At 69.1% G+C, this 22,437-nt stretch carries 22 protein-coding genes and 2 pseudogenes; 12 read left to right on the top strand and 12 right to left on the bottom strand.

Annotation, left to right across the window (positions count from 1 at the left end; translation table 11 throughout):
- Positions 1-33: 33 nt before the first annotated feature.
- The 6 genes from OG558_RS20855 to OG558_RS20830 all read right to left on the bottom strand — a co-directional run bounded on the left by OG558_RS20855 (position 34) and on the right by OG558_RS20830 (position 6,251).
- On the bottom strand, positions 34-672 hold the full coding sequence (locus tag OG558_RS20855) for a response regulator transcription factor (protein ID WP_329474589.1): 639 nt from the start codon (positions 670-672) through the stop codon (positions 34-36).
- On the bottom strand, positions 669-1,820 hold the full coding sequence (locus OG558_RS20850) for a sensor histidine kinase (protein WP_405071737.1): 1,152 nt from the start codon (positions 1,818-1,820) through the stop codon (positions 669-671). The genes OG558_RS20855 and OG558_RS20850 overlap by 4 nt, the downstream gene beginning before the upstream one ends.
- Positions 1,821-1,827: 7 nt before the next feature.
- Positions 1,828-2,316, bottom strand: a complete 489-nt coding sequence (locus OG558_RS20845) for a hypothetical protein (RefSeq protein ID WP_405071736.1) — start codon at positions 2,314-2,316, stop codon at positions 1,828-1,830.
- A gap of 129 nt (positions 2,317-2,445) precedes the next feature.
- The gene (locus OG558_RS20840; protein WP_405071735.1) at positions 2,446-4,044 is read right to left on the bottom strand and encodes an ABC-F family ATP-binding cassette domain-containing protein; all 1,599 of its coding nucleotides are present in this window, start codon (positions 4,042-4,044) and stop codon (positions 2,446-2,448) included.
- 111 nt (positions 4,045-4,155) lie between these two features.
- Entirely contained in the window at positions 4,156-5,565 is a 1,410-nt protein-coding gene (locus OG558_RS20835; protein ID WP_405071734.1) for an ATP-binding protein, read from the bottom strand.
- A 2-nt stretch (positions 5,566-5,567) separates the two neighbouring features.
- The gene (locus tag OG558_RS20830; RefSeq protein ID WP_405071733.1) at positions 5,568-6,251 is read right to left on the bottom strand and encodes a response regulator; all 684 of its coding nucleotides are present in this window, start codon (positions 6,249-6,251) and stop codon (positions 5,568-5,570) included.
- A gap of 166 nt (positions 6,252-6,417) precedes the next feature.
- Here OG558_RS20830 and OG558_RS20825 point away from each other — a divergent pair, with 166 nt between their 5' ends.
- The 7 genes from OG558_RS20825 (at position 6,418) to OG558_RS20795 (ending at position 13,675) form a co-directional block, all read left to right on the top strand.
- A complete protein-coding gene (locus OG558_RS20825) occupies positions 6,418-8,208 on the top strand; it encodes an ABC transporter substrate-binding protein (protein WP_405071732.1) in 1,791 nt (596 codons plus the stop codon).
- Between the two features lie 5 nt (positions 8,209-8,213).
- Positions 8,214-9,194 carry an ABC transporter ATP-binding protein gene (locus OG558_RS20820; RefSeq protein ID WP_329474582.1) on the top strand — a complete coding sequence of 327 codons (981 nt, stop codon included), beginning with the start codon at positions 8,214-8,216 and terminating at the stop codon, positions 9,192-9,194.
- Entirely contained in the window at positions 9,191-10,204 is a 1,014-nt protein-coding gene (locus OG558_RS20815; RefSeq protein ID WP_329474581.1) for an oligopeptide/dipeptide ABC transporter ATP-binding protein, read from the top strand. The genes OG558_RS20820 and OG558_RS20815 overlap by 4 nt, the downstream gene beginning before the upstream one ends.
- 118 nt (positions 10,205-10,322) lie before the next feature.
- Positions 10,323-11,249, top strand: coding sequence for an ABC transporter permease (locus tag OG558_RS20810; RefSeq protein WP_329474580.1), 927 nt, complete (start codon positions 10,323-10,325; stop codon positions 11,247-11,249).
- A gap of 55 nt (positions 11,250-11,304) precedes the next feature.
- The gene (locus OG558_RS20805) at positions 11,305-12,264 is read left to right on the top strand and encodes an ABC transporter permease (RefSeq protein ID WP_405071731.1); all 960 of its coding nucleotides are present in this window, start codon (positions 11,305-11,307) and stop codon (positions 12,262-12,264) included.
- Between the two features lie 166 nt (positions 12,265-12,430).
- On the top strand, positions 12,431-12,643 hold the full coding sequence (locus OG558_RS20800) for a hypothetical protein (RefSeq protein ID WP_329474578.1): 213 nt from the start codon (positions 12,431-12,433) through the stop codon (positions 12,641-12,643).
- 39 nt (positions 12,644-12,682) lie between these two features.
- On the top strand, positions 12,683-13,675 hold the full coding sequence (locus tag OG558_RS20795) for a 2-dehydropantoate 2-reductase (protein ID WP_405071730.1): 993 nt from the start codon (positions 12,683-12,685) through the stop codon (positions 13,673-13,675).
- Here OG558_RS20795 and OG558_RS20790 read toward each other — a convergent pair.
- On the bottom strand, positions 13,640-14,554 hold the full coding sequence (locus OG558_RS20790) for a GNAT family N-acetyltransferase (protein ID WP_405071729.1): 915 nt from the start codon (positions 14,552-14,554) through the stop codon (positions 13,640-13,642). The genes OG558_RS20795 and OG558_RS20790 overlap by 36 nt on opposite strands.
- Before the next feature lie 85 nt (positions 14,555-14,639).
- Between OG558_RS20790 and OG558_RS20785 the strand changes: the two genes are divergently transcribed.
- On the top strand, positions 14,640-15,521 hold the full coding sequence (locus OG558_RS20785; protein WP_405071728.1) for an NAD(P)/FAD-dependent oxidoreductase: 882 nt from the start codon (positions 14,640-14,642) through the stop codon (positions 15,519-15,521).
- Here the strand turns inward: OG558_RS20785 and idi are convergent.
- Entirely contained in the window at positions 15,516-16,079 is a 564-nt protein-coding gene (gene idi / locus OG558_RS20780) for an isopentenyl-diphosphate Delta-isomerase (RefSeq protein WP_405071727.1), read from the bottom strand. The genes OG558_RS20785 and idi overlap by 6 nt on opposite strands.
- 539 nt (positions 16,080-16,618) lie before the next feature.
- On the opposite strand from idi, the gene tyrS reads away from it, so the two are divergent.
- The gene (tyrS, locus tag OG558_RS20775) at positions 16,619-18,208 is read left to right on the top strand and encodes a tyrosine--tRNA ligase (protein WP_405071726.1); all 1,590 of its coding nucleotides are present in this window, start codon (positions 16,619-16,621) and stop codon (positions 18,206-18,208) included.
- 44 nt (positions 18,209-18,252) lie between these two features.
- On the opposite strand, the pseudogene OG558_RS20770 reads toward tyrS, so the two are convergent.
- Positions 18,253-18,699 (bottom strand): annotated as a pseudogene (locus OG558_RS20770) (class I SAM-dependent methyltransferase); the annotation flags it as partial.
- A 103-nt stretch (positions 18,700-18,802) separates the two neighbouring features.
- On the opposite strand from OG558_RS20770, the pseudogene OG558_RS20765 reads away from it, so the two are divergent.
- Together OG558_RS20765 and OG558_RS20760 are read left to right on the top strand one after the other, a co-directional pair.
- Positions 18,803-19,264 (top strand): annotated as a pseudogene (locus tag OG558_RS20765) (SDR family oxidoreductase); the annotation flags it as partial.
- Between the two features lie 55 nt (positions 19,265-19,319).
- Positions 19,320-19,628, top strand: coding sequence for a hypothetical protein (locus tag OG558_RS20760; protein ID WP_405072306.1), 309 nt, complete (start codon positions 19,320-19,322; stop codon positions 19,626-19,628).
- Between the two features lie 18 nt (positions 19,629-19,646).
- Here OG558_RS20760 and OG558_RS20755 read toward each other — a convergent pair whose 3' ends face one another.
- Positions 19,647-20,864: an RNA polymerase sigma factor gene (locus OG558_RS20755; protein ID WP_405071725.1), complete on the bottom strand. Its 1,218-nt coding sequence runs from the start codon at positions 20,862-20,864 to the stop codon at positions 19,647-19,649.
- Positions 20,864-21,280: a YciI family protein gene (locus tag OG558_RS20750; protein WP_405071724.1), complete on the bottom strand. Its 417-nt coding sequence runs from the start codon at positions 21,278-21,280 to the stop codon at positions 20,864-20,866. Before OG558_RS20750 ends, OG558_RS20755 begins: the two co-directional genes overlap by 1 nt.
- Positions 21,281-21,423: 143 nt before the next feature.
- Here OG558_RS20750 and OG558_RS20745 point away from each other — a divergent pair, with 143 nt between their 5' ends.
- On the top strand, positions 21,424-21,780 hold the full coding sequence (locus OG558_RS20745; protein ID WP_405071723.1) for a hypothetical protein: 357 nt from the start codon (positions 21,424-21,426) through the stop codon (positions 21,778-21,780).
- Here OG558_RS20745 and OG558_RS20740 read toward each other — a convergent pair.
- On the bottom strand, positions 21,760-22,299 hold the full coding sequence (locus OG558_RS20740; protein WP_329474567.1) for an isochorismatase family protein: 540 nt from the start codon (positions 22,297-22,299) through the stop codon (positions 21,760-21,762). The genes OG558_RS20745 and OG558_RS20740 overlap by 21 nt on opposite strands.
- Positions 22,300-22,437: the final 138 nt, after the last annotated feature.

Raw genomic sequence — 22,437 nt, 5'->3', positions numbered from 1 at the left:
ACGACTGGATGCCCTCCAGATGTGTGCCGCCGCTCAGGTGAGGCCGAGGCGGTAGGCGTAGGCGACGGCTTGGGCTCGGTCGCGGAGGTTGGCTTTGGCGAAGAGGTGGTTGATGTGGGTCTTGACCGTGGCTTCGCTGACGACCAGGTGGCGGGCGATCTCGGTGTTGGACAGGCCGTCGGCGATGAGGCGCAGTACCTCGATCTCGCGTGGGGTGAGGCCGGTGTCCGCGGGGTCGGCGGGTTTGGGAGCGGCGGCGCCTTCGATCAGCCTGCGCTGGACGTCGGCGTCGACGATCGACTGACCGGCTGCCGCGGCCTGCAGCGCGCGGCCGATGGACTCGGCGTCGGCGTCCTTCGTCAGGAAGCCGCGCGCGCCGGCCCGCAGCGCGGACAGGACCGAGTCGTCGTCGCTGTAGGTCGTGAGTACGACGACCTCCGTGCCGGGGTGGTCCGTACGGACCCGGCGAGTCGCCTCCACGCCGTCGCACTTCGGCATCCGCAGATCCACCAGCAGCACATCCGGGTTGTGCTCGGCAACCAACCGCACGGCCTCGTCCCCGTCCGACGCGGCCGCAACCACATCGATCCCCGGCAACAACTTCAGCAACGTCACCAACCCGTCCCGCACGACCGTCTGATCGTCCGCAACCACCACCCGCACCGCACTCATACCGGCACCCTCAGTTCCACGCGCCAGCCGTTGGAGGTCGGACCGGCGTCCAGTGAGCCGCCGATGAGGTCGGCTCGTTCTCGCATTCCGAGGAGACCATAGCCTCCGGGCGCGGGCCGGCTCGGGCGCCGTCCCGGGCGGTCCTCGATCGCCAGGCGGACGTCGGCGGCGTAGGACAGCTTCACGTCGACCGGGGCGCCGGGCGCGTGCTTGCGGGTGTTCGCCAGCGCCTCCTGCAGCGTGCGATACAGCGTGCTCATCACGTCCGCCGGGAGCATCCGCACCTCACCCTCCACCTCAAAGTCCGCCGTCGCCCCACTCTCCAGCCGGTACGCCGTGACCAGATCGCCCAGCGCCCGTACGTCGGGAACGGCATCCTCACGCAATGCCGCAACCGCTCGCCGAGCCTCGGCCAGCCCTTCGGCCGCCAGTCCCTGCGCCCGCGTCACCTGCTCGATCGCCTCCGGCGACGCGCCGTCCCGAACCAGCATCAGCCGCGCCCCTTGCAGACTCAACGACAGTCCGGCCAAGGAGTGCGCGAGTACGTCGTGGACGTCGCGAGCGATCCGGGCTCGCTCGGCCAGCGCGGCGGCGCGACTGTGTTCCTCGATGGCGGCCTGCTTCCGGGCGAGCGAGACCTCCATCCCTTCGATCTGTTCCTCACGTCGCTGCCGGTTCACCGATGCCAGGACCAGCGCGGTGACACCCAACGCCGTTCCGAGGGCCCCGGGCAGGGAGCGCGTGCTGATGTAGACCGGCACACTCGCGCCGAGCACGCCCAGTGCCACCACGACAACCTCGGTCCGACCGGCCTGGTGATAGCGCACCGCGACCCTCGCGGCCCAGAACGGCAGCACGATCAGGGCGCTCTCCGGGAGCGCGTACCAGAGGAGCGATCCGGCAGTGACGAAGACCAGCAACGCGATCGACGTCCGCCGCGCCAGGGGTTCGCCGTACCGGGGCGAGAGCAGGAACACGTTGCTGAGGACAACCACTGCGCCGAGGACCACGACGACCGGTACCGGTAGGCGATGCCGGTGGCTGGAAACTGTCAGCACCGAGAAGATCACCAGCAGGCCCGGCAGGGTGCGCAGCAGCAGACCCGGGACCGGCGATCCCTTCACCAGGTCCCAGGTCGTCCGGCTCATACCGTCATCATGCCCGGTCGACGGCGAACGGGATGTCCAGGCTCAGTGCCCGGCGGCAGATCATCGCGTTCTGGGCGGCGATGGTGAGCCCGATGGTCAGCGCCAGCGCCGCGTGGCCGAGTTTGCCGTCCGGCCAGATCGCGGCCGATCCGAACGCGGCACCGACGCGGAACGCGATGGTCAGCACCCATAGTCCGAGCGTAGCGGCGGTCCCCTTCTGGAACAGGCCGTCGTCGCGACGGTTCAGCCGGATGCTGGCGCCGCGGGCGAACCCGAGCCCGATCAGTACGACGCAGTCCAGCCCGAGGAACGCGATCTCCCCGGCGGAGGCACCGTGGATCGTCGACGAGAGCGAGAGCACGCCGAGGACCACCAGGATCGCCGGCATCAGCATCAACTGCCGCTGGGTGACCAGCGATCCGGTGATCTGCCGGCCGACGACGCGCAGCAGCACCCACAGTCCGACCAAGATCCCTACGACGAGTTGCGCGGACATCTCTGGTTGTCCTTTCCGAGGAGTTTCGTTGTCGGTGACAACACTCCCCGGAAACGGCGGCGGGAACGTCAGCCCGCAGTTCGCATCCGGGTGGAACCCGGACCTCAACCCGTGGGTTGAGGCCCGGGATCACGCCAGCGAGACCAGGTCCAGGTAGTCGTCGGACCAGAGGTCCTCGGTGGCGTCCGGGAGGATCAGCACGCGGTCGGGGCGGAGCGCCTCGATGGCACCCTCGTCGTGGGTGACCATGACGATCGCGCCCGGATAGCTGCCGACCGCGCCGAGGACCTCACCGCGGGAGGCCGGGTCCAGGTTGTTGGTCGGCTCGTCCAGGAGCAGCACGTTGGCGCCGGAATGCACCAGTCCAGCCAGCGCCAGGCGGGTCTTCTCCCCACCCGACAGCACGTGGGCCGGCTTGTCCGCGTCGTCACCGCTGAACAGGAACGACCCGAGCACGTTCCGGACCTCGCCGTCGGTCAGACCGGGCGCGACGGACGCCAGGTTCTGCCGGACGGTGCCGGCCAGATCCAGCGTGTCGTGCTCCTGGGCGAAGTACCCGAGCCGCAGCCCGTGACCGGCGACGACCTCGCCGGCATCCGGTTCCTCGCGACCGGCGAGCAGCCGGAGCAGGGTGGTCTTGCCCGCGCCGTTCAGCCCGAGGATGACGACCCGGCTGCCCCGGTCGACGGCCAGGTCGACCCCGTCCAGCACCTGGAGTCCGCCGTACGCCTTCTTGAGTCCGTAGGTGGACAGCGGGGTCTTTCCGGACGGCGCCGGCTCGGGCAGGCGGATCCGGGCCACCCGGGCGGCCCGGCGTACCGGCTCGAGGTCGGAGAGCATCTTGTCCGCCCGCCGCGCCATGTTCTTGGCGGCGACGGCCGTGTTGGCGCCGGCCTGCATCTTCGCCGCCTGGGCGTGCAGGACCGCCGCCTTCCGCTCGGCCGTATGACGCTCCCGGGTCCGGCGGCGCTCATCGGTCTCCAGCTGTTCGAGGTACTTCGTCCAGCCGGTGTTGTGGATGTCGATCGTGGTGCGCTGCGGGTCCAGGTGGAAGACCCGGTTGACCGTTGCCTTGAGCAACTCACGGTCGTGGCTGATCACGATCAGGCCGCCGGGGTACCCGAGCAGGAAGGACCGCAGCCAGAGCACCGAGTCGGCGTCGAGGTGGTTGGTCGGCTCGTCGAGCAGCAGCGTGTCGTGCTGCGCGAACAGGATCCGGGCCAGCTCGACCCGGCGACGCTGGCCGCCGGACAGCTCGCCGACGGGCTGCTCGAGCGCGCGGTTGGGCAGGCCGACACCGGCCGCCAGCCTGGCCGCCTCCGCCTCGGCGGCGTACCCACCGCCGGCCTGGAACTGCGCCTCGGCCTTCGCGTACGCCGCCATCGCCTTGTCCTGCGCGTCGCCGGTGGCGGTGCTCATCGCAGCCTCCGCCTGACGGAGCTTGCGTACGGCGACATCGAGGCCGCGCGCGGACAGGATGCGGGCCGTGACGGTGACGGCCGGGTCGGCGGCGCGCGGGTCCTGCGGCAGGTAGCCGACGGAACCCGAGACGGTGATGGCACCCGCGGCCGGGCGCTCTTCGCCGGCCAGGGTCTTCATCAGGGTGGTCTTGCCGGCGCCGTTACGGCCGACGAGCCCGACGCGGTCGCCCGGGCTGACGTGGAACGACAGGTCGGACAGCAGTAGGTGGGCGCCGACGCGAATATCTACACCGCGAACGGTGATCATGGTTACTCTCCGTGGTAGCTAAAGGACACACTTCTGGCGCGGAAGCGGGTCCACAGCTAGACACAGAGGCAAGTAGCCATGCCTCCACGGTAGCCGGAGGCTCAAGATCCGTCAGCTGATTTTCGCGGGGAGCTCGACGGTGAAGCGGGCGCCGCCGCCGGGGCGCTCAGTGACCTGGATGGTGCCGGCGTGCCATTGGACGTGGCGGGCGACGATGGCCAGGCCGAGGCCTACGCCGCGGCCGCGGCCGGAGGTTTCGCCGCGGCCGAAGCGTTCGAAGATCCGGGTGCGGTCCTCGACCGCGATCCCGGGACCGGCGTCGTCGACGGTGATGATGACGCCGAGACCACCGGCCTCCACGCCGACGCCCTTGCAACCACCCGCATGGTCCTCGGCGTTCTCGACCAGGTTCGCGATCACGCGCTCGAGCCGGCGCTTGTCGGCCTGCAGCGTGAGCCCCTCGGCCTCGGGCTCGACCGTGGTCACCTCACGGCCGGCGGTGCCGTCGGCGGCGGCCCGGACCAGGTCGGCGATCCGGACGATCTCCCGGCTGCCCTGATCGCCGCCGTCGTCGCGGGAGATCTCCAGCAGGTCGATCACCAGCCGCCGGAAGCGATCCAGGTCGTACCCGAGCAACTCGACCGGTTCCCGCACCGCCGCGGGCAGTTCGGCGCGATGGTTCTGGATCAGCTGCATCGAGTTCAGCATCGTCATCAGCGGCGTACGCAACTCATGGCTGACGTCGCCGGCGAACCGCGCATCCACCGCCACCCGCCGTTCCAGGTCAGCCGCGGTCTGGTTGAACGAGCGCGCCAGCCCACCCAGGTCCCGGTCGTTCTCGGCCTGCAGCCGCGCGTCCAGCTTCCCGCGCGCCACCGCGTCCGCCACCCGGGTCAGCTCGGCCAGCGGCCGCAGCGCCAGCGTGCTCGCAAGCCGGCCGACTGCCAGGCCGATCATCGCGGTCACGAGCGCCGCCGCCACCAGCGTGATCTTCAGGGTCCGCAGCGTGCTGTCCAGGTTGTCCAGTGGATGCCACTCGAAGAACGCCTCCCCTGGCCGCGTCATCGGTACGCCGACGGCGAGCACCTGTTGCCCGTTCACGCTGATCCGGCGGTGCTGGGTGCTGCCGGCCCGGACATTCGCGATCAGGTCGGACGGGAGATCTTCCGGCTTCCCGGTCAGGGAGTACCACTGATCGTTGTAGAACACCATTGAGGCCGCGGAGTCCGTGGACGGCAACGTGTTCAACAGATCCATCACACTGACGTTCGGGTTCGGCGTCGGGCTGCCGCACTCGGCGCGTTCGCGGGCCGGGTGGCAGGGCTGGGGTGCGCCGAACAGCCCGTAGTGCAAGGCGGCCGCGTTGTCGGCGGTCTCCACGATCGCGGACGACTCACGCTGCTGGGTCAGGTAGTCCGACAGCACGCTCCAGGTAACGAGCGCCAGCGCCGAGGAGAGTCCGAGCGCGAGCAGGCCGTACGCCAGCATGACGCGGCCGCGCAGGGAGAACCGCCCCAGCAAGGTCAGCTCACCAATCGGTAGCCCAGACCGCGGGCGGTGACGAGGTGCTTCGGGCTGGCCGGGTCATGCTCGATCTTCAGCCGGAGGCGGCGGACGTGGACGTCGACGATCCGGCTGTCGCCGAAGTAGCCGTAGCCCCACACCTTCGACAGCAACTGCTCCCGGCTGAGCACCTTGCCCTCGGCGCCGGCCAGCTCGGCGAGCAGCTTGAACTCCGTCCGGGTCAGCGGCAGGACGGCGCCGTCGCGGGTCACCTCCGCGCCCGGGACGTCGATCCGCAGGTCACCGACCATCAGCAGGTCCGACTGCCGCGCGTTGGCCGGCTCGACCCGCCGCAGCAGCGCCCGGATCCGGGCCGACAGCTCCTTGGCCACCAGTGGCTTGGTCACGTAGTCGTCCGCGCCCGCCTCCAACCCGGCGACCACATCGTGGCTGTCGGTCCGCGCGGTCACCATGATGACCGGCACGTCGCTGGTACGGCGGATCTCGCGGCAGACCGTGAATCCGTCCCGGTCCGGCAGCATCAGGTCCAGCAGCACCACGTCCGGTGTTTCCCGGCGCAGGGCGGCCAGAGCGTCGTACCCGTTGGCCGCCTCGGCGACCTGGTACCCCTCGTCCTCCAGGGCGAGCCGCAGCACCCGCCGGATGCGCGGCTCGTCGTCGACCAACAGCAGGCTGTGTGCCACGCACCCAGTGTCGCTCACCACCGGCTCGGGCAGCGGTTACGGCTGTCATGAATCCGTCATGTTCGTGCGGCCGGCCGTTGACAACCTCTTGACGCTTCTGTGACCGCGGTCAGCGGCGGGCCGCCGGGTCCTAACTTCGGCGCTATCGAGTCCCGGAGGAGGACCAATGGCCAGAAGACGGCTGGCGGCAGTATCCCTTGCCGCCGTGGCGAGCCTCGCGCTCGCCGCTTGCAGCAATGGCGGCGGATCGGTGTCCGGATCCGGAGGCACCGCGGCCACGCCGGTATCCGGCGGCACCCTGAACATGCTCGGGGCCGGCGATGTCGACTACATGGATCCGAACATCAGCTACTACTCGGCCGGCTACCTGAACCTGCGGATGTGGAGCAGGCAGCTGTTCACCTACCCGGCGGATCCCGGCAGCGACAACACCAAGCCGGTGGCGGATCTGGCCACCGACATCCCGACCGCCGCCAACGGCGGGGTCAGCGCCGACGGCAAGACCTACACGATCAAGATCCGGCCCGGCGCCCAATGGAACACCACGCCCGCCCGCCAGGTGACCGCCGAGGACATGGTCCGCGGCTTGAAGCGGACCGCGAACCCGGTCCAGCCGTTCGGCGGCATCCCCGACTTCGCCAACCTGATCGTCGGGTACAAGGCGTTCGCGGACGGTTTCGCCAAGGTGGCGAAGACCCCGGCCGCGATCCAGGCCTACATCGACAAGACGCCGCTGCCCGGGGTGGTGGCCAAGGACCCGACCACGGTCGAGTTCCACCTCACCCAGCCGGCCACGTACTTCGTCGACATGCTGACCCTGCCGGCCTTCTCGCCGGCCCCGGTCGAGGCGCTCAAGTACCTGCCGGCCAGCACCGAGCTGGGCAACAACTACCCGTCCGACGGCCCGTACAAGGTCGACAAGTGGGTGCCGACCAAGTCGATCGAGTACTCGCGCAACCCGGCCTGGAACGCGTCCACCGACCCGGTCCGGAAGGCGTACGTCGACAAGATCCTGGTGAACGAGACGATCAGCCAGGACTCGGTCCAGCAGCAGCTGCAGACCGGTACGCCGACCGCCGACCTCGAGTTCGACGTCCAGCCGCCACCGTCGCAGCTGCCGGCCCTGATCGCCAAGAAGGACCCGAACCTGAACCTCGGCATGACCGCGTCCAGCAACCCGTACGTCGTCTACAACACCGCGTCGCCGAACAACAACAAGGCGCTGACGAACGTCAAGGTGCGGCAGGCGCTCAGCTACGCGATCAACCGCGACCACATCCTGCAGGTCCTCGGCGGACCGACGATCAACCCGCCGTTGACCCACGTGCTGCCGAGCAACATCGTCGGCTCGAAGCAGATCGACCCGTATCCGTACAACCCGGACAAGGCCAAGCAGATGCTGACCGAGGCCGGCTTCCCGCACCTGACGCTCAAGTTCCTGTACCGGAACGCGTCCGAGGGCAGCAGCAAGGCCTTCCAGACGGTCCAGCAGGATCTGTCCAAGGCCGGCGTCACGGTGGTCGGCGTACCGTCGCCGAACGCGGACTTCTACGTGAAGTACCTGCAGGTGCCGACCGTCGCACAGCGCGGCGTCTGGGACCTGTCGCTGGCCGGCTGGGGTGCTGACTGGTACGGCAACGCGGCCCTGTCGTTCTTCAACCCGCTGTTCTCCGGCGAGCCGTCGTTCCCGCCGATCGGCAGCAACTTCGGGCTGTACAACAGCCCTGCGACGAACTCGCTGATCGACCAGGCCGCGAAGGCGAAGACCGAGGACGAGGCGGCGAACCTGTGGGCCAAGGCCGACGCGCAGGTGATGGCCGACGCGGCGTTCTTCCCGCTCACCAACCCGAAGAACGCCAACTACCACGCAGCGCAGGCGCACAACGCGATCTACGTGCCGTCATTGCAGATGTTCGATCCGACGAACGTCTGGCTGGACAAGGACAAGCAGGGCTAGACCCCATGGCCCTCCTTGAAGTACGAGACCTCCGGGTCTCCTTCGACACCCCGGACGGCACCGTCCGTGCCGTCCGGGGCCTGTCGTTCGACGTGGAGGCCGGTCAGACCCTGGCGATCGTCGGCGAGTCCGGCTCCGGCAAGAGCGTCTCCACCCAGACCATCGTCGGGCTGACCCGCGGCGCGACCGTGTCCGGTACGGCGTTCTTCGACGGAACGGACCTGATCACCGCCGACCAGTCGACCCTGCGGCGGTTGCGTGGGGCCCAGATCGGGATGATCTTCCAGGATCCGCTGTCCAGCCTGCACCCGCAGTACCGGATCGGGTGGCAGATCGTCGAGATGATCCGCGCGCACGACAAGGTGATCAGCAAGCAGGCGGCCCGGAAGCGGGCCGCCGAGCTGCTCACCCTGGTCGGCATCCCGCGGGCGGCGGAGCGGATCGACGACTACCCGCACCAGTTCTCCGGCGGGATGCGGCAGCGGGTGATGATCGCGATGGCGATGGCCCTCGACCCGGCGCTGCTGATCGCGGACGAGCCGACCACGGCCCTGGACGTGACCGTGCAGGCGCAGGTGCTGAACGTGATGCGCCGGCTGCAGGAGCAGTTCGGTACGGCGATCGTCCTGATCACCCACGACCTGGGCGTGGTGGCCGAGATGGCCGACGAGGTGGTGGTGATGTACGCGGGCGCGGTGATGGAACGGGCGCCGCGCCGCGACATCTTCTATCGCAACCATCACCCTTATACGCAAGGGCTGCTGGCCTCGCTGCCGGCGCGCAGCGGCGACCGGCTGACGCCGATCCCGGGGACGCCGCCGAGCCTGATCAGCCTGCCGGCCGGGTGCCCGTTCGCCACCCGCTGCCCGCACGTGTTCGACAAGTGCCGCACCGAGGCGCCGCCGTTGCTCGACGTCGCCCGCGATCCCCGGCACCAGTCGGCCTGCTGGCTTCCGCACGAGCAGAACGAGGCGATGGCTTCATGAACGATGTACTTCTGAAAGTGGAGAACGTCCGCAAGGAGTTCCCCACGCACTCCCGGGAGGTGGTCCGGGCGGTCGACGGGGTCTCCCTGGACGTGAAGAAGGGCGAGACGCTCGGCCTGGTCGGCGAGACCGGCTGCGGCAAGTCGACGCTGGCCCGCTGCATGGCCCACCTGTACGACGTGACGTCGGGGTCGGTGTGGTTCGAGGGCAACGAGATCAGCGGGCTGTCGCGCCGGGCGATGCGTCCGCTCCGGCGCGAGGTCCAGGTGATCTTCCAGGACCCGTACGGCTCGCTGAACCCGCGCCGCCGGGTCGGCTCGATCATCGGCGACCCGTTCGCCATCCACAACATCGCGTCGGGGGCGGAGCGGAAGAAGAAGGTCCAGGAACTGATGGAGCTGGTCGGGCTGAACCCCGAGCACTACAACCGGTTCCCGGCGGAGTTCTCCGGTGGCCAACGGCAACGGATCGGGGTGGCCAGGGCACTGGCGTTGCGGCCGAAGCTGGTCATCTGTGACGAGCCGGTGTCGGCGCTGGACGTGTCGATCCAGGCCCAGATCATCAACCTGCTGGCGGATCTGCAGCACGAGTTCGATCTGACCTACGTGTTCATCTCGCACGACCTGTCCGTGGTACGGCACGTGAGTGACCGGATCGCGGTGATGTACCTGGGCAAGATCGTCGAGCTCGCGCCGACCAGCGAGTTGTTCGGCCAGACCCGGCACCCCTACACCCGGGCGTTGCTGTCGGCGTTGCCGGTGGCGGACCCGGACACGGCCGACAGCCGTGAGCAGATCATCCTCGGTGGCGACATCCCGTCCGCGACGAACCCGCCGGAGGGGTGCAGGTTCCACACGCGGTGCCCGAAGGCGCGGTCCGACTGTGCCAAGGGCGAGCCGCCGCTGATCGCCGTACTCGATGACGCCGCGGAGCACCAGACCGCGTGCTTCTACCCGTTGACGCTGGGCGAGGACCTGTCCACCGCCGTACCCGATCTGAAGGCATCATGACGGTGCTTTTGGCCGGGCCTTGGGCGCCGGCAGGGTCCTGGGGCGTCGGCTCCCGGCCTTCCCTCGTCGCTCCAGTCGCTGCGCTCCCTGCGCTCCTCAGTCCAGGCCGGGAGGCCCCATGACCACCGCGATCAACCTGGTTGATGTCATCGACGAGCCGAAGGCCATCGAGGGCCGGAGTCCGTTCATCCTGGCCCTGCGGCGGTTGCGGCGGGACAAGGTGGCGATGATCTCTTTGGTCGTCATCGTGCTGATCGTGCTGATGGCGATCTTCGCGCCGGTGTTCGCGGCGATCACCGGGCATCCGCCGAACGAGCAGTACCGCGACATCGGGCTGACACCGGACGGCCTGCCGCGCGGCCCGAACGGCACCTTCTGGCTGGGCACCGACGACCTCGGCCGGGACATCCTGGTGCGGATCGCGTACGGCGCTCGCGTGTCGCTGCTCGTGGGTGTCATCGCGACCGCCATCACCGTGGCGATCGGAGTCGTGCTGGGGCTCGCGGCGGGGTTCCTCGGGGGGATCACCGACACGGTCCTGGCGCGGCTGATCGACGTCGTCCTGTCCGTGCCGTTCCTGCTGGTGGCGATCGCGCTGGTGTCGGTCACCGGGCCGAGCCTGACCGTGACCGTGCTGGTGATCGGGTTCTTCAGCTGGGCGTCGGTGGCCCGCATCGTGCGCGGGCAGGTGCTGTCGCTGCGCGAGCGGGAGTTCGTCGAGGCGGCGCGCTCGCTGGGGGCGGGCGACGGGCGGATCATGTTCGTCGACGTGCTGCCGAACGTGCTGGCGCCGGTGATCGTCTACACCACGCTGCTGATCCCGGTGGTGATCGTGACCCAGGCGACGTTGTCGTTCCTCGGGCTCGGGCTTCCGCCGCCAACTGCCGACTGGGGCGGGATGATCAGCGCGTCGCAGAACTACTACACGACCGCGTGGTGGTTCATCCTCTTCCCCGGTCTGGCGCTGCTGATCACGACGCTCGCGTTCAACCTGTTCGGCGACGGCGTCCGGGACGCGTTCGACCCACGAGCGGATCGGAGCTAGTCATGGTCTGGTTCGGCTGGGGCAGCTACTGGCTCGAGAACGCTGGGAGATCGCGATGGCTCTTTTTCTGATCCGCCGGATCGGGCACGGCCTGCTGGTGCTGTGGCTGATCACCGTGGCGGTGTTCGGTCTGTTCTTCGTTGCTCCGAGCAACGTTGCACAGACCCTGGCGGGCCGGCAGGCGACGCCGGAGACGATTGCCCTGATCAAGCACCGGCTCGGGCTCGACCTGCCGGTCTGGAGGCAGTACCTGCACTTCATGGAGAACGCGGTCCGGGGCAACCTCGGATACGACTACTACCACCAGGTGCCGGTGACGACGATCATCGGGCAGGCGCTGCCGATCACGGTGTCGCTGGCGCTCGGGGCCGCCGTACTGTGGCTGACGCTGGGGATCTTCAACGGCGTGATCTCGGCGATTCACCCGCGGTCGGTGGCCGACCGTGGGCTGACGTTGTTCGCGTTGACCTTCTACTCGTTCCCGTCGTTCCTGCTCGGCCTGCTGCTGCTGTACTTCCTGTACTTCCGGCTCACGCTGGCCGGCTACCACTGGTTCCCGGCGGGCGGCTACTCGCCGCTGACCAGCGGGGTCGGTCCGTGGTTCCAGCATCTGTTCCTGCCCTGGATCGCGCTGGCTTTGTTGCTGGCGGCAACCTATACCAGGCTGACCCGCGGTTCGATGCTGGACGTCCTCGGTGAGGACTACATCAGGACGGCGCGGTCGAAGGGCATCCGGGAGAGCCGGGTGATCGTCCGGCACGGCCTGCGCAGCGCGCTGACGCCGGTGGTGACCCAGTTCGGTATCGACCTGGGCCAGCTGATCGGCGGCGTGGTGGTCATCGAGACCGTGTTCAGCCTGCCCGGCCTCGGCCAGACCGCCGTGGTCGCGATCAACCAGCAGGACCTGCCGGTGATCATCGGCATCGTGCTGTTCGCCTCGGCGGCGGTCGTGGTCGCGAACATCCTGGTCGACATCGCGTACGCCGTCCTCGATCCGCGGGTGCGGTTGCATTAGGACCCAACCGATCGGGACCTTCAGCGGTGGCAAAGAGTCCTTGGTCTCTGCCCGGCGATTCGTCGGGGACGGAGGGTGGTGATGAGTGAAACCGGAGTTCCTGCACAGCCGAATGCGGGACTGGTCACCTGGAGCTGGGAAAGCGCTCCCGAACTGGAGGCTCATCATGGGTGCGGTTATCGCGATTCCGCTGATCACCATCGTCCTGATCGCAGTTGGCTACGTCCTCTGGACTCTGTACGTCGTCGTCCTCGATACGATCACCATCGTCAAGCCGAGACGAAACCACGGCTCGGGTGAGACCGCGGCGCACTACGACTCTATGGACCATCAGCACGTCTCCACCACGCCCCCTCAGGGGTACGGTCAACCGCGCTGACCGACCCCTGCCCGCCGGTTCTTCGGTACGGTGTCCGAGGTGGAGATCGTCGTGTACGGCGCGGGTGGGATCGGGTGCTATGTCGGCGGGCGGCTCGCGGCGACCGGGGCTCCGGTGACGTTCGTCGGTCGGCAGCGGATGGCCGACGTACTGGCCGAGCACGGGCTGCGGCTGACCGATTACCTCGGTGCGGACCTGCGGGTCGACACCGTCAGGTACGAGACGTCACCGGCCGCGGCCGCGGAGGCGGATCTCGTGCTCGTGACGGTGAAGTCCGCTGCGACCGAGGGTGCGGCCGGCGAGTTGGCCGGCGTACTCAAGCCGGGTGCGATGGTGGTCAGCTTCCAGAACGGCGTTCGCAACGGGGAGGTGCTGCGGGAGCGTTTGACGGATCAGGTCGTGGTGACGGGGATGGTCCCGTTCAACGTGCTGAACCGTGGGGGCGGCGTGTTCCATCAGGGCACGGAGGGTGCTCTCGACATCCAGCGTCATCCGGGGCTGGCGCCGTACCTGGATGGGTTCGCGCGAGCCGGGCTGCCGCTCCAGCAGCACGACGACATCCTGCCGGTGCAGTGGGCGAAACTCCTGCTGAACCTGAACAACCCGATCAACGCGCTGTCGAACCTGCCGCTACGAGACGAGCTGTCCCAGCGCGCGTACCGCCGCTGCCTGGCCGCGGCCCAGGCCGAGTCGCTGGGGTTGCTGGACGCCGAAGGCATCGAACCGGCCAAGCTCCTGCCGGTCCCGATGCACCGCTTTCCCGCGATCCTCCGGCTGCCCGACTTCCTGTTCCGCCGCGTCGCCGCGAAGATGCTCGCGATCGATCCGCTCGCCCGCACGTCGATGTGGGAAGACCTCGAGGCCGGCCGCCCGACCGAGATCGACTACCTGAACGGCGAAGTCGTCCGCCTCGCCGACTCCCTCGGCCGCCCGGCGCCCGTGAACAGCAAGCTCGTCGAGCTGATCCGCGCGGCCGAGACCGACCGGCGCGCGTGGTCAGGCCTCGACCTCCTCCGCGAGCTTCAGCGGTAGCGGCGCCCGCAGGTTGATGCTCACGGCGCCGTAGCTGAAGCCCAGGTGCTCGTTGAGCCGGCGCATGTTCTCGTTGCCCTGCTGGGTCCAGGTGTAGACCTCAGTGATCCCGTGCTCCGCCGCCCACGCCATGCTCGTCCGCTTGAGGGTCGAGGCAACCGCCTTCCCGCGCCACTCCCGCCGTACGGCGGTGTAGGCGACCTCGGCCCGCTCCGGCCGATCGGTGTCGAGCAGCAGACCGGCCACACCGATCACGTCATCGCCGGCGATCGCGAGGAACATCGCCGCCGGGTCGTTGATCCACTCGGTCGCCCACTCCTCCGCCGAGACCTCGACCGGCGTCGGCGTATCCATGTCCGGGAGCGTCGGCTGCGCCACGTGCTCGTACGCCGTGGCCCACAGCTCCGGCCGCTCGGCGACGGTCACGATCTCGTACGCCGTTGGTGGGTCCGGCCAGGGCTCGTCGCCGATCGGGCGGACCTGCTCGACCTGCCGACCGGTCTCCACGAATCCGAACCGCTGCCCGAACGCCAGCGATCCTTCGTCCTCCACGCCTGCGCCGACGACCGTGTACCCCTGGGCTGTGGCGTGGTCGGCCAGCGCGCTCAGCATCTGCGTGCCGACGCCCTGCCGCCGCGCTTCCGGACGCACTCGCGGCGCCACGAACCCACGACCGGCCTCGTTGGACCGATCCGACAATCCGTTGGCGACGACCGTGCCGTCGCGTTCAGCCAGGAGCAGCAGCCGGTGCGGGGTCTCCAACTCCCGCAACTCGGCAACACTCGGACACCGCTCGTGCGGCAGCACCGCGATCCGCACCTGACGCCACGCTTCGTAGTCCGCGTCGGTCTCGACCGCCCGGATCTCCATCCCACCCATCCCTCCAGAGTGCCCCAGCCGAGGCCTACCCGCACCAGGTTTTCTGTCTCAATATCTGAGCTGATTCTTCTCGTATGATGATCACATGAAGACCTACGACGTAGCAGTCATCGGTGGCAGCGTGGCCGGCCTCCAGGCCGCACTGACGCTGGGCCGGGCGCGGCGACGAGTCCTGCTCTTCGATGACGGCAACCCCCGCAACCGCACCGCCGACCACGTCCACAACTACCTCGGCGCGGAGAACCCGTCGCCCGCCGGCCTCCTCGCAACCGGCCACCACCAACTCGAGCAGTACGACGTCGAGGTCCGGGACTCCCGGGTCGACGAGGTGGCTGTGGACGGTGATGGATTTGCGCTCGGCTCGGATCGGGTGCGGGCGGTCGTCCTCGCGACTGGGTTGCGAGACGAATTGCCGGATGTGCCTGGCGTCGCGAAGTCCTGGGGGCGGTTGGTGGTCGCGTGTCCGCACTGTTACGGGTGGGAGGTACGCGACCAACCCCTTGTACAGCTCGGGATGCGGGGTCTGCCGGACCGATCCGTCGCCCGCGCGCTTCTGCTCAGCCGATGGAGCAGCGACGTGATCCTGTGCACCGACGGCGACGAGCTGACCGACGAGCAGCTGACCAAGCTCGGCAAGGCCGGTGTGCAAGTCCGCACCGAGCGAGTCGAGGCCGTGCACCCCGGCGACGACCAGGTCCGCGTACTGCTGACGACCGGCGAGGCACTACTCCCCCGCGCCCTGTTCGTCGTCGTCCGCCAGCACCAGCAGAGTGACCTCGCCGAGCAGCTCGGCTGCGAGATCGTGGACGGCGCGGTCTCGGTCGACGGCGGCGGCCGCACGACTGTCCCCGGTGTGTACGCGGTCGGCACGACCGCTGTGCCGGCCCTCTTCGCGATCGGAGCCGCCGGCCACGCAAGTACAACAGCCGTAGCGCTGCACGCCGACCTGCTGGAACAGGAGCTATAGACGGGCAGCGGGTGGGAGGAGCGTGGCGTCTGCGAGGGGCCAGGTGGTGGGGGTTGGGCCTAGGCGGTCCAGTTCGTCCAGTTGGAGGAGGCACCACGGGGAGAGGTCGGGAACGGAGCGCACGGTGGCCCAGTTGGCCCAGCGGTAGGACGCGACTTCCGCGGGATCGGGCGTGGGGTCGCCGGTCCACCAGACGCGGTAGACAGGGCACAGTTCGTTCTCGACCACGCCGGTCGGCATCTCGGCGCGGTAGCGGAACTCGGGCAGCACCAGCTCGATCGCGTCCGTGACGATCCCGAGCTCGTCCGCGAGCCGCCGTCGTACCGCGTCCGGGACCGGCTCGCCCGGAAGTGGGTGCCCACAGCAACTGTTTGTCCACACCCCCGGCCAGGTCGGCTTGTCCACCGCCCGTTGGGTCAGCAACACCCGCCCGTCCGCGTCGACCACGTAACTGGAGAACGCCAGATGCAACGGCGTCGCCGCGTGATGAACCGTCGCCTTCGCCTCGGTCCCGATCGCCCGGCCACCCTCGTCCACCAGCACAACCCGCTCCGTCACACCCAGGAGCCTAGTCCGAAGAGGCAATTCCGACCGAGATGTGAAGGACGTCACCAATCAGATCCACCGCATGAACCACTATGGAGTCAACTCGACAGGAGGTATTGGTCCGAAGGTGGCCATGGGGCGGCCGGTCAGGCGTGCAACCCGATAGGCCAGGCCGTAATCGAGCCAATACCTCCTGTCGACCTGCACCACACCCACGCGAACCTGCCCCCGCGAGGCAACGGACTAGTCGCGATCGACAGGTTCCCCGACGGAATGGTTGCCGCAGGCGACGATCTCGGCCTGCTGCTCATCACGGCCTGTTCAGGCACCGGTCGGAATTAACCCGATTCCTGCTCCTGCTCACGGCTGCTAACCTGACACCATGATCAAGCGACGCGTGACCTATCGACCGGCTCTGGGAGGGGCCGGCATGCGGTAGTCCCCACAACTCGCTCCACCCAGAGCCTCCGAGACAGGAACCAGTTCCTGTCTCTTTTTTGTTGCCGGAGGCGCTGTCGGTTCGAGGGTGCCTCATCTCGAGAGGAACTCCCATGAGCACAATGCTGGACCGGTTACGTCGTACCACCGACTCCGTCGTCGGCGAGGCCGACCTGAGCGAACGGCTGGCGTCCGGGCGGCCGCTGCGGATCAAGTACGGCGTCGACTGCACCGCGCCCGACCTCCATCTCGGCCACGCGGTCAACCTGTGGATGATGCGGCAACTGCAGGACCTCGGCCATCAGGTCGTGTTCCTGCTCGGCGACCTGACCACGCGGGTCGGCGACCCGACCGGCCGTTCGGAGACCCGGCCGGTGCTGACGCCGGAGGAGATCGAGGCGAACGCGCTGTCGTTCCTCGAGCAGGTGTCACTCGTGCTGCGGACGGATCCCGCGGTGTTCGAGGTACGCCGGAACTCCGAGTGGTACGACGCGATGCCGGTGGCGGAGCTGTTGAGTCTGTTCGCCCAGGTCACGCACGCACAGCTGATGAGCCGGGACATGTTCCGGGACCGGATCGCGGCCGGGCGGGAGATCGCCGTCCACGAGCTGATCTACCCGGTGTTGCAGGGATACGACAGCTTCGCGATGCACAGCGATCTCACCATCGTGGGCTCGGACCAGTTGTTCAACGAACAGCTCGGGCGGCATTTCCAGCAGCGGCTCGGCGCCCCGCCGCAGGTGGTGATCACGACGACGATCACGCCCGGCATCGACGGTCGCGCCAAACAGTCGAAGTCGCTGAACAACTACATCGGACTGACCGACAGCCCACGGGACAAGTTCGGCAAGCTGATGAGCATCCCGGACTCGCTGGTCGAGCCGTACGCCCGCGTCTACACCGAGCTGCCGCTGGAGACGGTGGCCGCGCTCGAGGCCGCCGCCGCGCACGGCGGTCCGCAGGCCCGCGACGCCAAGCTCCGGCTGGCCGCCGCGGTGGTGACGCGCTACCACGGCGCGGGTACGGCGAAGGCCGAGCTGGACGCGTTCCAGCGAACGTTCTCCGGCCGCACCCAACCGGAGGACATCCCGGAGATCGTCGTCACCGACACTGTCGCGACCACCTTGGACCTGCTGCTCGCAGCCCGGCCTACCGACAGCAAGTCCGAGCTCCGCCGCCTCATCCGCCAGGGCGCCGTCACCATCAACGGCATCCGCGCGGACGACCCGCTGGGAACCGTCGATCTGACTGCTGACGTAGTGCTCAAGTCAGGTGCCCGCACCTGGCACCGAATCAGACGACACCGAGCAGGTGGAGATGAAGACGATCGAGGCTATGCGGGCTTGCGGCTGGTGACCAACCAGGCAGCCGACGGGAAGCTGACACCTCCCGGCGTGAAGTGCTTGACGAGGGTCCGCCGCAGGTTGGTGATGGCCCGGGTGCGGGTGTCGGCGTCCGCATCGGCAAGCATCCAGCCGAGGACGCCGAGAACGAAGGCTTCAGCGGTACGGACGTCCGGACCCCAGTACATGGACTCCTTCACGGGCTCGCATTCCGGGTCGGCGAAGCCTGCTGCGATCAGGATGTCGGCCACTCGTGCCGGGTCGGCGAAAGCGAACGGGCTCGGTGCGCCAGAGGGCGGCGTCGGGGCGACCCGGCCGGCCGCGAGCGCGGTGGTGAGCTCGGTGAACCACGGGTTCTGACTGGGCGCCTGCCACACCAGGAGGGCGACCTGCCCGCCCGGCCGCACCGCCCGTGCCAGGTTGGTGAAGGCCGCGAGCGGATCCGCGAAGAACGTGCATCCGGTGCGGCTCAGCAGCACGTCGTACGCCGTCGGTTCGAAGGAGTGCACCTGGGCATCGGCCTGCAGGTACGTCGCGTTCCCGACACCTGTGTCCCGGGCCCGGCGGGCAGCGGCCATGAGCATCGGAGACGAGAGGTCTACGCCGAGCGCCGTACCCGATCCGGCCAGCCAGGCCGCGGCGCGGGTCGTACTGCCAGTGCCGCAGCCCACGTCGAGCACATGATCACCGTCGCGGATCCCGGCCGCCCGCAGCAGCCAGTCGTCGTAGCGTTGCAGACTGTGCTCGAACAGATCCGCCTGGTCCGCCCAGAAGACGCCTTCCGCGGTGTCCCAAGCCCTCAACTGGTCCTCGTTCGCGGGGGCGACCCACGCGGTGCCGGTGCTGGTCATCCTTGATTCCCCTTCCGTTGCCTGCTCTACGGATCAGCGACGGATCCGGTTCAGCGCACCTGAAATATGGGACGCTGTCCGCGCTGATCCGAGGAGGGGCGAGATGACGATCCTGGTTACCGGAGCGACCGGCAACGCGGGCGGGGCGGTGGTGCAATCGCTGGCGGCCGAGCAGCTCGCGGGACGCGCACTGGTCCGCAAGGAGACCGCGCTGCCGGACGGCATCGAGCCGGTGTACGGCGATCTCAACCAGCCGGACACGTTCGTCGACGCGCTCGACGGCGTCACGGGGATCTTCCTGCTCAGTGGTTACGACCGGGTCGAGGAACTGCTGGCCAACGCGGTGCGGGCCGGTGTCCGGAAGGTCGTGCTGTTGTCGAGCAGTTCGCTCGACGGCGCCGATCTGTCGAACGCGGTCGCCGCCTATCACCACGCGGCCGAGGAGGCGGTGAAGGCGTCGGGGCTGGAGTGGACATTCCTGCGGCCCAACTCCTTCATGTCCAACACACTGCGGTGGCTCGACCAACTGCACGCGGGTGACGTCGTCCGGGTCCAGTTCCCCGAGGTGCCGGTCGCCACGATCCATCCGCGCGACATCGCCGACGTCGCGGTCCGCGCCCTTGCAGGGTGCGGAGGACGGTTCGGTCCTGCGACTCACCGGGCCTGTCGGGCTCACGCCGGTCGAGCAGGTGGAGATCCTCGGCCAAGGCATCGGCCGTCCGCTGACGGCGTACCCGATGAGCCGTTCGGAGACGCACGACGCGCTGTTCGCGTCGATGCCGCCGCCGTACGCGAGCGCGATCGAGGGCTTCTTCGGCGACGGCACCATCGACGAGACGTCGGTCAACGACACCGTCGCGAAGGTCACTGGGCACGCGCCGCGGACACTGCAGGAGTGGGTCCGGGAGAACGCGGGCCTGTTCGCCTAGACCTCGTTGGTCAGGCTGTCAGCTCAGGGTGGCCGCTTTGCGCAGCAGCACTGAGCGTTCGCGCTGGTTGGCGCACAGCCGGGCCGCCAGCTCCAGCTCGGCGCGCGCTTCCGGTCGCCGTCCGAGCCGGGTCAGCAGCTCACCGCGGACGGTCGGGACCAGATGCGAGCCGGGGAGCCGGTCCGAGGCGATCAGCTCGTCCACGATGGCCAGGGCCTGCGCCGGGCCCGAGGCCATCGCCACGGCGACGGCCCGGTTGAGCTCGACCACCGGCGAGGGCGCGACCCGGCCGAGTGCCTCGTAGAGCACGACGATCCGGTCCCAGTCGGTTGCCTCGACCGAGGGCGCCGACGCGTGGGTGGCGGCGATCGCGGCCTGCAGGCCGTAGGGGCCGAGGCCGCGAGTCGATGCCTTGGCCAGCGCGGCCAGCCCACGGCGGATCGCCGAGATGTTCCACCGCCGCCGGTCCTGGTCCTCGAGCAGGACCGGCGAGCCGTCCGGGCCGGTCCGGGCCGGAAAGCGCGCGGCTGTCAGCTCGCACAACGCGAGCAGGCCGTGCACCTCCGGCTCGTCCGGCTGCAGCGCGGCCAGTGTGCGGGCCAGCCGGATCGCCTCGTACGCCACGTCGGGGCGCAACAGCCGTTCGCCCGACGTCGCCGTCGACCCCTCGGTGAAGATCACGTAGATGACGCTGAGCACGCCGCCCAGCCGCTCCCGGCGCTCGCCGGCCGGCGGCAGCTCGAACGGCACCCCGGCCGCCGCGATCGTCTTCTTCGCCCGGGTGATGCGGGCCTGCACGGTCGGCACGGGGACGAGGAACGCGCGGGCGATCTCCTCGCTGGACAGGCCGGCGACCACCCGCAGGGTCAGCGCCACCCGGGCCTCGCGGGAGAGCACCGGGTGGCAGCTGATGAACATCAGCGCCAGGACGTCGTCATCGATCCTGTCGGGGTCGATGTCGTCGTCGACCGCCACGTCGTCGGCCGCCAGCAGGGCGTACCGGTCCTTGAGCGCGGCCCGGCGGCGGATCGCGTCGATCGCCCGCCGCCGGGCCGTGGCCATCAGCCAGCCGGACGGACTGGCCGGAGCGGCGAACGGCCACGACACCAGTGCCTCGGCCACCGCCTCCTGGGCCGCGTCCTCGGCCAGCCCGAAATCGCCGGTGAACCGGGTCAGCGCGGCAACGATCCGCGCCGACTCGATCCGCCAGACGGCCTCGACGTCGGCCGTATCCATCAGCTCTGGCCGCTGCTCTCGCGCGAGGCGCCTTCCTTGACGAACTCCCCGCTCTGCTCGGGGACCTCGTCCTCGCCGGGCACCCGCCGGATCTCGATCTTGGACCCGGGGGCCGCCGGAACCCGCTTGGCCCACTCGACTGCCTCCTGCTTCGAGGCGACATCGAGCAGGAAGAAGCCCCCGAACAGTTCCTTGGTCTCCCCGTACGGCCCGTCCGTGACCACCGGGGCCTCGCCGTCGAAGTGCACCACGACGCCCTTGCCCGGATCGTCCAGCCCTTCGGCCCCGACGTACACGCCGGCCTTGGCCATGTCCTCGATGAACACGCGGGTCGCGGTCATCATCTCGTCGATGTTGGCCATCATGGCCGCGTTCGACTCGTCGGTGCCCCGCATGATCAGCATGTACTGCGCCATCGCGTTCTCCTCATCCCACGGAGCCGCCTCTCGGCCCTCGCATCCCCAGGTCGAACGAGCGGCCCGCGGATCGACACGGCCCCGGAAATTTTATCGTCGCAGATGTTGTGAGCGAGTAGCGTCGCCCGTGAGGAGGTTTCGCGGTGAGACGGTTGGTGGAGCGGGTGCGCCTGGTCCGGATGTCGCTGCATCCGCGGACACGCGCGCTGACGGTGCTCGCGCCGTTCATCGCGCAGTACCACGCCATGACCGGCCAGGACCTGACCAACCGGGTCCTCGGCGACAGCGTCATGCTCGGCCTCGCCGCGATGTACGGCGCCCTGCCACGCGCCGCCGAACAGAGCGCGGAACGCTGGCTGGCCGAATGCTCCGCCGCGGTGGATCGGGCGCAGAGCACCTATTGGCAGCTCAACCAGCACGCCAACGACCTCCTCCCGGAGGTCTCCGAGGCGATCTGGCGCCGCCTGCACTATCTCGATTCAGGAGGCGGACGCGCTTAGCGCGGCGATGTACTCCGTCCCGCTGCAGAGGCTGCCGAAGCGCGGGAAGACGTAGGACAACGCGAAGTCGTGGGCGTCCTGATCCAGACCGGTCATCGCGTCGGTGATGTACACGGTCTCGTAGCCGAGGTCGTCCGCGCCGCGCCCGGTGGACTCCACACCGAAGTTCGTCGCGATCCCGGCCAGCGCCACGGTCCCGATGTCCCGTCGCCGGAGCTGCTCGTCGAGACCGGTCCGCCCGAACGCGCCGACCGTCCCCTTGACGATCTCCACGTCGCCCGGCTGTGGGGCGACCTCCGGTGCGAACCCGCTCCCGTCGGGCTGGCGGCCGACGCCTGGTCGCTCGACCCGGACGTTCACCACCAGCCCACCGACCGATCGCGTCGCCTTCGCCAGCGCGACGCACCGCTCCAGCACCTCGGGCCCACTCAGCGGCGCGGTCTCCAGCGCCACGATCCGCGGCATCAGGTCGATCAGGACGAGCGCCGTACGACGAGGATCCAAGCTGAGCGTGGTCACACCGCCGAGCCTAGGCGGTCACGCAGGCGATCTGGTGCTCGCCCTCGGACCGACTTCCTGTCCGCAGGCCGGGCCCGCTGATCGTGACCGTTGCGCGGAGGGCCAGACTGGGTCCCGGCACACAACTTGAGACTGCGG

The organism is Kribbella sp. NBC_01510, from assembly GCF_045040325.1.
Taxonomy (GTDB): Bacteria; Actinomycetota; Actinomycetes; order Propionibacteriales; family Kribbellaceae; genus Kribbella.
Note: the sequence above shows the minus strand (reverse complement) of the source record. Positions and strands in the feature narration are given on the sequence as shown.

Excerpts from the sequence above, each read along its gene's own strand:
- OG558_RS20855 (WP_329474589.1), bottom strand. The coding sequence starts at position 672 with ATGAGTGCGGTGCGGGTGGTGGTTGCGGACGATCAGACGGTCGTGCGG.
- OG558_RS20790 (WP_405071729.1), bottom strand. The coding sequence starts at position 14,554 with ATGGGTGGGATGGAGATCCGGGCGGTCGAGACCGACGCGGACTACGAA.
- OG558_RS20785 (WP_405071728.1), top strand. The coding sequence starts at position 14,640 with ATGAAGACCTACGACGTAGCAGTCATCGGTGGCAGCGTGGCCGGCCTC.
- OG558_RS20825 (WP_405071732.1), top strand. The coding sequence starts at position 6,418 with ATGGCCAGAAGACGGCTGGCGGCAGTATCCCTTGCCGCCGTGGCGAGC.
- OG558_RS20750 (WP_405071724.1), bottom strand. The coding sequence starts at position 21,280 with ATGGCGCAGTACATGCTGATCATGCGGGGCACCGACGAGTCGAACGCG.
- OG558_RS20800 (WP_329474578.1), top strand. The coding sequence starts at position 12,431 with ATGGGTGCGGTTATCGCGATTCCGCTGATCACCATCGTCCTGATCGCA.
- OG558_RS20810 (WP_329474580.1), top strand. The coding sequence starts at position 10,323 with ATGACCACCGCGATCAACCTGGTTGATGTCATCGACGAGCCGAAGGCC.
- OG558_RS20845 (WP_405071736.1), bottom strand. The coding sequence starts at position 2,316 with ATGTCCGCGCAACTCGTCGTAGGGATCTTGGTCGGACTGTGGGTGCTG.
- OG558_RS20850 (WP_405071737.1), bottom strand. The coding sequence starts at position 1,820 with ATGAGCCGGACGACCTGGGACCTGGTGAAGGGATCGCCGGTCCCGGGT.
- OG558_RS20755 (WP_405071725.1), bottom strand. The coding sequence starts at position 20,864 with ATGGATACGGCCGACGTCGAGGCCGTCTGGCGGATCGAGTCGGCGCGG.
- tyrS (WP_405071726.1), top strand. The coding sequence starts at position 16,619 with ATGAGCACAATGCTGGACCGGTTACGTCGTACCACCGACTCCGTCGTC.
- OG558_RS20805 (WP_405071731.1), top strand. The coding sequence starts at position 11,305 with ATGGCTCTTTTTCTGATCCGCCGGATCGGGCACGGCCTGCTGGTGCTG.
- OG558_RS20820 (WP_329474582.1), top strand. The coding sequence starts at position 8,214 with ATGGCCCTCCTTGAAGTACGAGACCTCCGGGTCTCCTTCGACACCCCG.
- OG558_RS20815 (WP_329474581.1), top strand. The coding sequence starts at position 9,191 with ATGAACGATGTACTTCTGAAAGTGGAGAACGTCCGCAAGGAGTTCCCC.
- OG558_RS20840 (WP_405071735.1), bottom strand. The coding sequence starts at position 4,044 with ATGATCACCGTTCGCGGTGTAGATATTCGCGTCGGCGCCCACCTACTG.